Origin of the sequence: Corynebacterium sp. TAE3-ERU30 (assembly GCF_019209925.1) — a bacterium.
Taxonomy (GTDB): Bacteria; Actinomycetota; Actinomycetes; order Mycobacteriales; family Mycobacteriaceae; genus Corynebacterium; species Corynebacterium megadyptis.
In genome coordinates this window covers 124,737-136,880 of sequence record NZ_JAHUTO010000003.1, presented here as the reverse complement: position 1 = coordinate 136,880, position 12,144 = coordinate 124,737, and the positions used below count along the sequence as shown (strand labels likewise).

Annotated in this window: 11 protein-coding genes; 8 read left to right on the top strand and 3 right to left on the bottom strand. The window is 62.9% G+C overall.

The genetic code is table 11. The annotated features are described in order from the left end of the window. Positions 1-3: 3 nt before the first annotated feature. From rplP to KR227_RS06640, 7 genes are all read left to right on the top strand, one after another. Positions 4-420: a 50S ribosomal protein L16 gene (gene rplP / locus KR227_RS06670; RefSeq protein ID WP_018018665.1), complete on the top strand. Its 417-nt coding sequence runs from the start codon at positions 4-6 to the stop codon at positions 418-420. Continuing rightward, the gene (gene rpmC, locus KR227_RS06665; protein WP_018018666.1) at positions 420-650 is read left to right on the top strand and encodes a 50S ribosomal protein L29; all 231 of its coding nucleotides are present in this window, start codon (positions 420-422) and stop codon (positions 648-650) included. The genes rplP and rpmC overlap by 1 nt, the downstream gene beginning before the upstream one ends. A gap of 2 nt (positions 651-652) precedes the next feature. Continuing rightward, positions 653-931 carry a 30S ribosomal protein S17 gene (gene rpsQ / locus KR227_RS06660; RefSeq protein ID WP_218364538.1) on the top strand — a complete coding sequence of 93 codons (279 nt, stop codon included), beginning with the start codon at positions 653-655 and terminating at the stop codon, positions 929-931. Between the two features lie 295 nt (positions 932-1,226). Beyond that, positions 1,227-2,642, top strand: coding sequence for an aminobutyraldehyde dehydrogenase (locus KR227_RS06655; RefSeq protein ID WP_218364536.1), 1,416 nt, complete (start codon positions 1,227-1,229; stop codon positions 2,640-2,642). A gap of 105 nt (positions 2,643-2,747) precedes the next feature. After that, positions 2,748-4,115, top strand: a complete 1,368-nt coding sequence (locus KR227_RS06650; RefSeq protein WP_218364534.1) for an NAD(P)/FAD-dependent oxidoreductase — start codon at positions 2,748-2,750, stop codon at positions 4,113-4,115. 2 nt (positions 4,116-4,117) lie between these two features. After that, positions 4,118-4,999, top strand: a complete 882-nt coding sequence (locus KR227_RS06645; protein ID WP_218364532.1) for a universal stress protein — start codon at positions 4,118-4,120, stop codon at positions 4,997-4,999. Beyond that, a complete protein-coding gene (locus KR227_RS06640) occupies positions 4,996-6,540 on the top strand; it encodes an APC family permease (protein ID WP_218364530.1) in 1,545 nt (514 codons plus the stop codon). The genes KR227_RS06645 and KR227_RS06640 overlap by 4 nt, the downstream gene beginning before the upstream one ends. A 79-nt stretch (positions 6,541-6,619) precedes the next feature. On the opposite strand, the gene KR227_RS06635 is transcribed toward KR227_RS06640, so the two are convergent. Both KR227_RS06635 and gabT read right to left on the bottom strand, forming a co-directional pair. Beyond that, a complete protein-coding gene (locus tag KR227_RS06635; protein ID WP_218364528.1) occupies positions 6,620-7,831 on the bottom strand; it encodes an amino acid permease in 1,212 nt (403 codons plus the stop codon). Positions 7,832-7,964: 133 nt separating this feature from the next. Beyond that, entirely contained in the window at positions 7,965-9,293 is a 1,329-nt protein-coding gene (gene gabT, locus KR227_RS06630) for a 4-aminobutyrate--2-oxoglutarate transaminase (RefSeq protein WP_218364526.1), read from the bottom strand. A gap of 172 nt (positions 9,294-9,465) precedes the next feature. Between gabT and KR227_RS06625 the strand changes: the two genes are divergently transcribed. Continuing rightward, positions 9,466-11,007: a PucR family transcriptional regulator gene (locus KR227_RS06625; protein ID WP_218364524.1), complete on the top strand. Its 1,542-nt coding sequence runs from the start codon at positions 9,466-9,468 to the stop codon at positions 11,005-11,007. A gap of 93 nt (positions 11,008-11,100) precedes the next feature. Here the strand turns inward: KR227_RS06625 and KR227_RS06620 are convergent, their stop codons facing one another. Then, entirely contained in the window at positions 11,101-12,111 is a 1,011-nt protein-coding gene (locus KR227_RS06620; protein ID WP_218364522.1) for an iron-siderophore ABC transporter substrate-binding protein, read from the bottom strand. Between the last annotated feature and the right edge of the window lie 33 nt (positions 12,112-12,144).

Here is a 12,144-nt window from a genome sequence, read left to right as displayed (position 1 = left end):
CTCATGCTTATTCCCAAGCGCGTGAAGTACCGTCGCCAGCACCGCCCGCACCGTCGCGGTATGGCCAAGGGCGGCACTCGCGTAACCTTCGGTGACTACGGAATCCAGGCTCTCGAGCCGGCCTACGTCACCAACCGTCAGATTGAGGCCGCACGTATTGCCATCAACCGCCACGTCAAGCGTGGTGGCAAGGTGTGGATCAACATCTTCCCGGATCGCCCCCTGACCCAGAAGCCGCTCGGCGTGCGTATGGGTTCCGGTAAGGGCCCCGTGGAGAAGTGGGTCGCCAACGTCAAGCCGGGTCGCATCCTCTTCGAGATGAGCTACCCGAACGAGGCAGTTGCCCTGGAGGCACTGCGTCGCGCTGGTCAAAAACTGCCCATGAAGTTCCGCATCGTTAGGAAGGAGGACCAGTTCTAATGGCTACCGGTACCCCTGCACACGAATTGCGTGAGCTTTCCGCAGAAGAACTGACCACCAAGCTGAACGAGGCCAAGGAAGAGCTGTTCAACCTGCGCTTCCAGTTGGCTACCGGTCAGCTGACCAACAACCGCCGCCTGCGCACGGTCAAGCGCGACATCGCCCGCATTTACACGGTTATCCGCGAGCGTGAGCTGGGCCTGTCCGTGGTTCCGGGAGCTGAGGCTTAACAATGAGTGAGGCAAACGTGAACAAGAAGGAAAAGGGCGCTCAGAAGGTCCGTCTCGGCTACGTGGTTTCTGACAAGATGCAGAAGACCATCGTGGTGGAGCTCGAGGACCGCAAGCAGCACGCCCTCTACGGCAAGACCATCCGCACCAACTCCAAGGTGAAGGCACACGATGAGAACGAGATCGCCGGCATCGGCGACCGCGTCCGCATCGAAGAGTGCCGCCCGCTGTCCAAGGACAAGCACTACCGTCTCGTCGAGATCGTCGAGAAGGCCCGCTAAACCTGTAGCGGCATAAGAAAAACCGGCCCCGCCTTTCGAGGTGGTGGCCGGTTTTTTGCGCTTATCGACGCCACCCTCCCCGGCACCAGACCTCGCCGCCCAGGGCACCCCACGTGACGCGCGCCACCTCAAGCCCGCGCGCGATTAGCGTACCCTAACCGTGAAATGCACTCGCCCTCGTGGTGAATCTGAAAAGTGATTATTGCCACGTGGGCGATGTGAGTGTGGTGGACCGCCTCCCCATACTGAACAGCACAGCCCGCAGCGTGGTGGGCCTAACGTGCTAGGAGGCGCAATGCTTGAGAACTTTATCAACAATCGTTTCGTGTCAGCGGAGACCTCCGAGGCTTTTGACCTCATCAGTCCCGTGACCGAGGAGGTGCTTGGGCAGTCGCCGATCTCGGGCCAGCAGGATATCGATGCTGCGGTGTCCGCGGCCGAGGCGGCCTTTAGCCAGTGGAGCCGCACTACTCCCAGCGAGCGGCAACGCTACCTGCTGCAGATCGCCGATGCTATCGAAGAGAACTCTCGCCACCTGGCAGAGGTGCAATCCCGCGAAACCGGCCAGCTCATTCACATGATCGAGGCCGAGGAGTGCCAGGTGGGCGCCGACCAGGTCCGCTTTTTCGCCGGCGCCGCTCGGACGCTGTCGGGGTTCGCGCAAAGCGAGTACATGGAGGGACACACCTCCTCGATCCGCCGCGAGCCGCTGGGCGTGGTGGCCCAGGTAGCGCCGTGGAACTACCCGCTGATGATGGGACTGTGGAAGATCATTCCCGCCATCGCCGCCGGCAATACGGTGGTATTCAAACCGAGCGATACCACCCCTTCCTCCACTGTGGCGCTCGCGAAGATCCTCGCAGATATTCTGCCGGATGGTGTCGTCAATATCGTTCTCGGCGATGCCTCCACCGGTGCGGCGTTGGTGGCGCACCCGACGGTGCGGATGTGTGCGATCACCGGCTCGGTTCCGGCCGGGCGCGCCGTGGGGCGCAGCGCCGGGGAGAACCTCAAGCGCTCGCACCTCGAGCTGGGTGGCAAAGCCCCAGTGATCGTCTGTGCTGATGCCGATCTCGCCGCTGCTGCCGAAGGTATCGCCCAAGCCGGCTTCTTCAACGGCGGCCAGGATTGTACTGCCGCCACCCGGGTGCTGGTCGAGGCGAGCGTGGAGGAAGAATTCACGTCCTTGCTGGTGGAGCAGGCCGAGAAGTTGCGGCCGGGCGCACCGGAGGACACCGAGGCCTTCTATGGCGCGCTCAACAATCCCCGCCATTTCGAGAAAGTACTGGGTGTGCTCAACGACCTTCCCGAGCACGCCCACATCGCCACCGGCGGGGAGCGCGTGGGCAGCACGGGGTTCTATCTGGCCCCCACCGTGATTACGGGGCTGCGGCAATCGGATCACGCCATCCAGGAGGAGAGCTTCGGCCCGATTCTCACGGTGCAGCCCTTCGCCGATATCGATGAGGCGCTCACCTTGGCCAATGACGTCTCCTATGGTCTGGCCTCCAGCGTCTGGACGAGCAATGTGCGGGTCTCGGATCGCGCCAGCCGCGAGCTGGACTTCGGATGTGTCTGGATCAACTGCCATATCCCGCTGGTGGCAGAGATGCCCCATGGCGGCTTCAAGGACTCCGGCTATGGCAAGGACCTCTCCCTCTACGGCTTGGAGGAATACACCCGTATCAAGCACGTCATGAGCGCCCACTAGTGGCTCATCGCCGCGGCGTACGACGCCGTATCCACGGGCTGTATCCACGGCCCTCCTTATTAGGGGCGCTATCCCGTCCCCCTGCGTTATCGAAGGAGTTTCATCATGTCTGAGCACCGCACTGTCGATGTTGCGATCATTGGCGCCGGTCCTGCCGGCTTGTCCGCTGCACATCGTCTCACCCAGGCCGGCCACAGCGTGGCCGTTCTCGAGGCCCGCGACCGAGTGGGCGGGCGCACCCGCTCTGATGTCATGGATGGCGGCTGGTTCGAGATCGGCGGCCAGTGGGTGTCGCCGGATCAAACCGAGCTGCTCGCCACCCTCGATGAACTCGGCTTGGAGACGTTTCAACGCTACCGCGAGGGCGAGAACATCTACCTCGGCCCCGATGGCGAGGTGAAGCGCTATACGGGCGATCTCTTCCCGTGCGCCGAATCCACGCAGCGCGAGATCCTCCGCCTTATCGCGCTCATGGATGAGCACGTCTCCGACATGGATCCGGCCCGGCCCTGGGAGCATCCGCGCGCCGAGGAGTGGGACAATGTGACCTTCCAGCACTGGCTGGAGCAGCAGTCCGATGATGAGGAGGCGCGCAAGAACATCGGCCTCTTCATTGCCGGCGGCATGCTCACCAAACCGGCCCACACCTTCTCCGCGCTGCAGGCGCTGCACATGGCCGCCTCGGCGGGCTCGTTCAGCAATTTGGTGGATGAGGACTTCATCCTCGACGCCCGCGTGGTGGGCGGTATGCAGAAGGTGTCTCTCACCCTCGCCGAGCGGATTGGCTCGGAGAATATCCTGCTCGGCACCCCGGTGCGCACCATCGAGCGCAGTGATGAGGGCGTGGTGGTCTATGGCGATAACGACACCGTGGTGGAGGCCGCCTATGCCATTCTTGCGATCCCGCCGAATCTCTACAATCGCATCTCCTATGTGCCGGAGATGCCCCGCACCCAGCACATCATGCACCAGCACCAGTCCATGGGTTTGGTGATTAAGGTGCACGCCACCTACGCCACTCCCTTTTGGCGCGACAAGGGCCTCTCGGGCACCTGTTTCTCCTCGGAGCATCTGGTGCAGGAGATCTACGACAACACCAATCACGGCGATGCCCGCGGCACCCTCGTGGGGTTCATCATCGATACCCGCGCGGAGGAGATGTTCGCGCTGCCCGAGGAGGAGCGCAAGCGCACCATTCTCGACGCCATGGCCGTGATGCTCGGCGAGGAGGCCCGCGAGCCCGAGTCCTTCTACCTCTCCGATTGGGGCGCCGAGGAATGGACCCGCGGCGCCTATGCCTGCTCCTACGATATGGGCGGGCTCTTCCGCTGGGGGAAGTACAACGAGGAACCAGTCGGGCGCATGTACTTCGCCTGCTCGGATATTGCCGGCGCGGGCTACCAGCACGTCGATGGCGCGATCCGCATGGGGCATAAGGTTGCGGCCACGCTCCACGATCTGCTCGAGGAGTGATTATGCGATGTGTTGTCGGCTATGAAGCCACCCCGCAAGGGCTCGACGCGTTGAACTTGGGCATCGATGTGGCCCAGTCCCTCGATGCCGAGCTCACCATCGTGCTCGTATTGCGCCGCCACGATGTGTTTAGCCACGAATACCCGCCCACCGGCGATGCCCACGACATTCTGCTCAACCAAGGGTTCCGCTGGCTCAAAGAAGCGCTTGCCCTCGTGCCCGAGGACGTGCGCACCTGCGCCCGTCTCTATTCGGGGGCCACGACCGCCGCAGGTCTCAGCCGTGCCGCCGAGGAACTCGAGGCGGATCTGCTGTGCGTGGGTGGGGCGTCCTCCAGCCCGCTGAAGCGGCACAAGCTGGGAACCGTGGCCACGGACTTGCTCTTTGGCTCGCCGGTGCCGGTGGCCTTGGCGCCGCGAGGCTATCGCCGCCACCCGCTCAGCCGCATTACCTGCGCGGTGGGCACCCGTCCCGGCTCGGGCAGTCTCGTCGAAACAGGGCTGCTCACGGCGCGCCGGGCCGAGGTGCCGCTGCGGCTGCTGGCGCTGCTGGGGGTCAATCACGATGAAGCCCGAGAGTCCTTCGCTCAGGAGAACGCCCAACGGGTGCTCGATGATGCACGGGTGACCCTCGGCATCGCCACCCGCGCGGTGCCGGTGGCGATTGAGATGGGCAAGAGCAGCGAGATCACCAACGCGGTGGACACCGTGGAGTGGTGCGAGGGGGATCTGCTGTGTGTGGGCTCCTCGCGGGTGGAGCAATCCCGCTCCGTGTTCGCCGGCTCCATCACCATGCGCATCCTCAAGCACCTGACGGTGCCGATGATCATTGTGCCTCGCGGCCATCGCGTGCGCTTTGCGGTGGAGGAGGGGAGGACATCATGAGCGAGACTCCCTCTCTGTCCGTATCCAAGGGGCTGAGCTCCGGCACCGTCGGCATCATCGGTGCTGCGGTGATTGGTATCTCCTGTATCGCCCCGGCGTACACCCTCTCGGGAGCGTTGGGGCCCACCGCCAGCGAGGTCGGCGAACACATGCCGGCCGTGCTCTTGGTGGGCTTTGTGCCCATGCTTTTGGTGGCCATCGGCTATCGCCAGCTCAATGAATCGATGCCGGACTCGGGAACCACGTTCACCTGGGCCACCCGCGCCTTCGGCCCGGTCATCGGTTGGCTGGGTGGCTGGGGATTATTGGCCGCCACCATCTTGGTGCTGTCCAACCTCGCGGGTATTGCGGTGGACTTCTTCTACCTGCTGCTTTCCCAGGTATTTCTCCGCCCCGAGCTGGCGGCGCTAAAAGATAATGTGCTGGTCAATATTCTTACCTGCTTGGTGTTTATCGTTATCGCTTCTGCCATCTCCTATCGTGGTCTCGATACCACCAAGACCATCCAGTATGTGCTGGTGGCCGTGCAGATCGGGGTGTTGCTGCTCTTTTCTGGGATGGCGCTATACAAGGCAGAAACAGGCAGCGCTTTCGATAGCACCCCCTTTAGTTGGGAGTGGCTCAATCCCTTCGGGGTGAGCTCCTTCTCGGCCTTCGCCGCAGGTATTGCGCTGTCGGTGTTTATCTACTGGGGCTGGGATGTGGTGCTTACCATGAGTGAGGAGACCCAGGGATCCAATTCCACCCCGGGCAAGGCAGCCACCGCCACCATCTTGGTGATCGTCGTGCTTTATCAAATCATCGCGATTTCCACGCTGCGCTATTCCGGTCCGGGTAGCGGCGAGTTCGGTTTGGGCAATGAGACGATTCAGGAGAATATTTTTGCCGAGCTGGCTGGTCCGGTGATGGGGCCGGTGGCGATCCTCATGTCTATCGCGGTGCTCGGGTCCTCGGCGGCCTCGCTGCAATCTACCTTCATTGGCCCCGCCCGTACCATGCTGGCCATGGGGTTCTATGGGGCGCTGCCGCAGCGTTTCGCGCAGGTGACGCCCAAGTACCAGTCCCCGGGTTTCGCCACGATCGTGGCCGCGGTGGTCTCCTTTGGTTTCTATGCGATCATGCGCGTCATCAGCGAGGCCGTGCTGTGGGATACCATCACGGCGCTGGGCATGATGGTCTGCTTCTACTACGGGGTGACGGCCTTCGCCTGCGTGTGGTACTTCCGCCACCAGTCCTTGCAGAGCTGGTCCACGGCGCTTACCCAGTTTTTGGCGCCCCTCATCGGCGGCGCGTTGCTGCTCATTTTCTTCTTCCAGACCTCCCACGACGCCATGGATCCCGCCTATGGCTCGGGATCGGAAATCTTCGGCATGGGCCTGGTGTTCGTGCTCGGAATCACCATTTTGGTGCTGGGCGTGCTGGTCATGGCGCTGACATGGTGGCGCAATCCCGCCTTCTTCCGCAGCGAGGGGCTGAAGCGGGGCCTGCCGAGCGATGAGATGGTCACCGTCGATGATGTCCTCGACCTCGATCCCTACTAAAGGGACTCGCGCGCTTATCGACGCCGCCCTCCCCGTCCCCCTAGCGCATGGGCCGGGGAGGGCGTGGCGGTGATGCGGCCTATTGCCAGGCCTCCGGAACGAGGTGCAGCAGCAGCGCGATACTGAAAAGGAAGGCGGCCATGTAGACCACAACGATGGTGCCTTGGATCAGTGGATGCGCCTGCCAGGTGGTCTGCCATGCGGCGGGCTTATCGCCGTGGGTGCGGGCGATATTGAGTAAGAGCACCGGCACGATCGACATGATTGCCCCGGCGAAGCCGCCGGCATAGCTGAGCGCACTGACGAAGCCGCCGAAGCCCGCCAGAGAGATAAGTAGTGGCGGGAGCACGGTGATGCCGACGGCGGCGACGCGCTGCCAGCCATATTCCGGCCAGTGGGCGATATTGAGCACATTGCGCATTGTGGTGAAGCCGATGGCCAAAAAGGAGGTCAGCATAGCTAGCAGGGCAAAGACATTGGCCAGCAGGTAGGCGACGTCGCCAAGCTTCTCGCCCCAGGCGAGGGTGACCACCTCGGTGACATCGCCGCCGAGCAACCCGAGCGCGGCGAAGGGCACGAGCGTGAGGGTGAAACCGGTGATGCACATGCCGGCAACAATGGCGTGCGGAATGGCGGAGGGGTTATCCTCGGCGAGCCCGCGCGCCAGCTCGGGCACCACGTACTGGGCGAGGAAGGTAAATACCGCCAGGTTCATGATCGGCACAATGTAGTAGGGGCGCAGGATCCACAGATTGTTGAGATCAATGCCAGGGCCGAAGAAGGTCCAGCCGCAGAGGATGGCGATGATGGCGGCCATGCCGGTGGTGATCGCGCCCTCGGCGATGCCCGTGGCGTGCAGTCCCTTCCACATCACCACCGAGCCGAGGAGGAAAAATAGCAGCGTGCCGAGGGTGGGGGAGATGTCGAGGAGATTGTGCAGGAGCCGGCCCGAGCCGGCGGCGTAGGCGATCAGTGCGCCGATGCCGTTGATAAGAATGGCACTAAACACCAGCCAGCGGCCGAGATTGCCGAGGTATTTCTCGGCGAGGCCGGAGAGCTGCAGCGGCTCTTGGGTGCGCAGCGATACCTCGGCCACATAGAGCATGGAAATGGTGGTGAGAGTGCCGGCGATGAGCAGCGCGATCACGAGCGCTAAGAACCCACCATTTTTGCCGGCATAGGGCAGAGAGAGGATGCCGGCACCGATATTGGTGCCGAAAATCAGCGCCACCCCTTGGAGCGGGGTGATGCGGTGTTCTCTCTCCGCGGTGGTGCGAGTCTGTGTGCTCATAGATCACTCCTTAAGAAGATCGAAAAGGTATATGGGCCTAAGAGAAACCGCACTAGGTGCCCGCGTGGGGCCTCTGGTGCGGTGTATGTGGGGCGCTGGTACGCGCCCCGGGCTGGTGGGGGCAATAAAGGGGCTAGGAACGGGTGCGGATTTCGGCGGCGAGAATCTCCAAGCCCTCGCGGAGCAGCGCCTCGCTGATCACGAGGGAGGGCAGCAGGCGAATGACATTGCCGTCGATGCCGCAGGAGAGAATGAGAATGCCCTGTTCCTTGCAGGCGGCAGCCACCTCACTGGTGAGCGCACCAAGGGGCTGGCCGTCACTGGTAGCCAGCTCGATGGCGATCATCGCGCCGCGGCCGCGGACCTCAGCTACGGTGTCGAGCTCGGTGAGGGGCTCCAGGACCTCGCGGATGATGCGTTCCATCTCCCGGGCGCGCCCCGCGAGATCGTGCTCCTCCATCTCGCCGATGGCGGCCAGCGCGGCGTCGCAGGCGATGGGGTTACCGCCATAGGTACCGCCAAGCCCGCCGACCACGGGCGCGTCCATCATCTCGGCGCGACCGGTCACAGCCGAAAGCGGCAAACCGCCGGCCATGGCCTTGGCCATGGCCACGAGATCCGGCACCACCTGCTCTTCCTCGCAGGCGAACCAGTGGCCCGTGCGGCAGAAGCCGGCTTGGATCTCATCGGCCACGAAGACCACATTGTTCTCCCGGCACCACGCCTGTAGGGCGGGCAAGAAGCCGCGAGCCGGCTCGATGAAGCCTCCTTCGCCCTGGATCGGCTCGATCACTACGCAAGCGAGGTTCTCGGTGCCGATCTCCTGCTCCATCATGGTGGTGGCGCGGGCCGCGGCGGCAGCCCCATCGAGGCCATCGCGCAGCGGATAGGACATCGGGGCGCGATACACCTCGGAGGCGAAGGGGCCGAATCCCGTTTTATAGGGCTTGTTCTTAGCGGTCATCGCCATGGTGAGATTGGTGCGGCCATGGTAGCCGTGGTCGAAGACAACCACGGCGTTCTTCCGGGTGTGGGCGCGGGCGATCTTCACCGCGTTTTCCACAGCCTCGGCGCCGGAATTGAGCAGCACCGACTTTTTCTGGTGCTCGCCTGGGGTGAGCTCGGCCAGCTTCTCGCACACGGCTACATAGGACTCATAGGGCGAGACCATGAAGCTGGTGTGGGTGAAGTGGGTGGCCGACTCGGCCACCGCCTCCGCCACCTTCGTATTGGAGGCGCCCACCGAGGTGACGGCGATGCCAGAGGCAAAGTCGATAAAAGAATTGCCGTCGGCGTCGACAAGCACACCGCCATCAGCGTCCACGACGAAGCCGGGAAGTCCCGGGGACAACGCGCGGGCCACCGCAGCTTCGCGACGCTCACTCAAGGCAGCAGAACGCGGCCCCGGCAGGCTAGTACGCACGGCGCGTTCCTGGGGGAGGCGATAGGTGAAATCGTGCATGGGCAACTCCTTTGAGCGTGGTGGGGGACGATGAAAGCGTGATGCGTGGGGCGCGAACCCACTATTGACTGTGACCTATATCGCGCTCACGCCGATAGCCTTGAGTATGCACCCCGCGCCCACCAAAGAAATATCGCCATCTAGTCCAAAAAATTTATATAGATTGGACGCCATGGCGAATCCTGTGCGTGCGGCAGAACCGGCGCTGGCCGGCACCGCAACCTCCCCGTTGACTACTGACTGGCTGCTGCAACGGCAGAGCCTCGAACTCACCCCACACAACGGGTGGAGCACCCAATTTTTAGATATTCAGACCAATGAGCTGAAGAAACCCGCCGATTTCATCATCGCCAACTCCATCATTCTCACCCTCGGAATGTCCTTCACGGATACCCCAGAAGCGCTGGGCGACTATGTGGATACCCTCGTCCACGCGGGTGCGGTGGCCATCGGCTTTGGCACGGGCTATGCCTTTGAGACAGTGCCGCAGCCGCTTCTCGACGCAGCGGAGCGGCACCGTATCCCCGTCTTTGAGGTTCCCCCGCACATCCCTTTTATCTCGGTGATCCATGCGGTGCACAAGGAGCAGGCGCGCCGGGCCGCCCAAGGGGAGCGCTGGCAGCAGCGCGTGCAGCAGCAGCTCAATAAGGATGCCGTCAGCGGTGATGTGCACCGGCTTCTCGGCAGCGCCTCGGCCTCGCTGCAGGCGGCCATCGCGATTGCGGATAATGACGCCCGGGTGCTGGTGAATGTGCCCTTCGATGGCATTGACGCGGGGGAGCTTGTGGTGGCCGATATTGCGGCCGGCCACCGCCACTCGCGGGCTGGGCGGACAGGAGAACTGGTGCACCTTACCCAGCGGCTTTCTGAACAGGGAGATCGCGTGAACCTAATGATGGTGGTGCGGCGCAGCAGCTTCCACACCCGGGAGCGCAGTGTGCTCCAGCACTGCGGCGGTCTGGCGGATATCTTATTGCAGCGTCCCACCTTCCTGCGGGCCGCCCGCTCGGAGATGAACTCGCTGGCGCTGGCGCTGCTGCTCGGCATCGACCAAGAGGGCTCCTCGGTGGCGCATGCCATGCGCCATGCCGTGGATTCCCAGGGCCGGGTTCGCGCCGTGGTGGTGCGCGCGGATGATCCCGCAGCCCTGATGGCGGCGCGTACCACGCTCGACTCACGGCTACAGGCCCATTCCCGGGCGCTCTTTAGCCTGCCGCTGGAGACGGACATGCAGCTCTTCCTCTTTCGCGGCTCCCGCGATGATCACGACATTGTGGAACACTTTGGCCCAGAGGCGCGCGAGGTAGCGATCGCCATGGGAGCGGCTATCCGGTGGAATGAGCTCAGCCGCGAGCATGTGGCCGAGTTGATGCGCCGCGCCCGGGCGACAGCCACCGGCGCGCATGTGGGCCCCTTCAATGTAAAAGCCTCCTGGCTGCATCGGCCCGAAGTGCTCAGCGCCTTGCAGGCCCGCGGCGCGGAAACCTTCGATGTGCTCAGCGCCGCCGATGAGCGCGACGGCACGGAATATGCCCGCACCCTCGAGCTGTACCTACGACTCGGTGGGCATATTGGAGACACCGCGGCGGCGCTGGGGGCGCATCGCCACACCGTGCGCAGCCGGCTCGCGCATATCAGCGAGACGTGCAACGTCGATCTCTCCGATGCCGTGATCCGAGCCGAGTTGCTTTTTGTGGTGATTGCGCGGGACTAGGGGCTCTCATCTGCTATCCGCCGCGCTGCCATAGCTATAGAAACCGCCCCGCAGCAGCTGTGCCTGCGGGGCGGTGGTGAGTATTGCGGAGAACTACTTAGGGGTGGCCTCGGCCAGGGGCTCCTGAATGTTGTCGAGGGCATAGTTCAGGCTGAGCACAGTCTGCCAGCCGAAGGCTTTTTCAAGCTCGCCTTCGAGGTACACACTGTGGCCATTTTTCACCGCGTCAATATTGTCAAAGAGTGACTCCTCGGTGACGGATTCCTTGCCATTCGGGGCGTAGGAGAGCTGGTCCCAGATGATGACATCGGCCTCGTTGAGGACGTCCACGTTTTCTGGAGAGATGGAGGCGTTGAAAGAATCTCCCGCTATCTCGTCAATAGAGGAAGGAATAACAAACCCGAGTTCTTCGAAGAATCGGCTACGAGGATCCTGAGAGGAGAAGGCATAGAGCTTGTCACCTTTCCAGATTGCCACAATCGCCTTCTTGCCCTTCCATTCCGGACGTGCAGCATCGCTGAAACGCTTCTCGAGTTTTTGCACCATCTCCTCGGCTTCGGCGCCCTTTCCGACCGCCTGCCCGATCTCTTGAGTGGTGACCTGCCACGGCTGCTGGTAGTCGGGGTACTCCCCCTTCTGAGCGATCACTGGAGCGATGACCGAGAGCTTGTCGTACATCTCTTGGTCAATGCCTGAGTAGGTGGCGACGATCAGGTCAGGTTTTGCCTCTGCCACCTTCTCCACATTGATTTCTTTGCCCGTGAGCATCTCGGTCTCGCCATCGGCACGGTCGGAGGCCCACTCGCCGGCAATTTCTCCTTCCGGAGCCATGCCCTCCCATTCGCGAATCAGAACAGGGGTGATACCGAATGCGAGGAGCGCATCTTGGTCGGTATAGCCCACCGACACCACCCGCTGTGGGGCCTCATTGACGATGCTTTCTCCGAACTTGTGCTCGATGGTGACGGGGAACGCCGAGGCATCGGCGACAGCGTCGGAGCTTTCCGAGGAGCTCGAGGGGGCATCAATGGTTTCCCCAGCGCATGCGCTGAGGGTGCTGATAGCGAGGAGAGCCGCGAGGCCTCCCATAAGGGTCTTCTTCATAGTGCGGTCCTTTCCAAGGACTAGGTTGAGGGG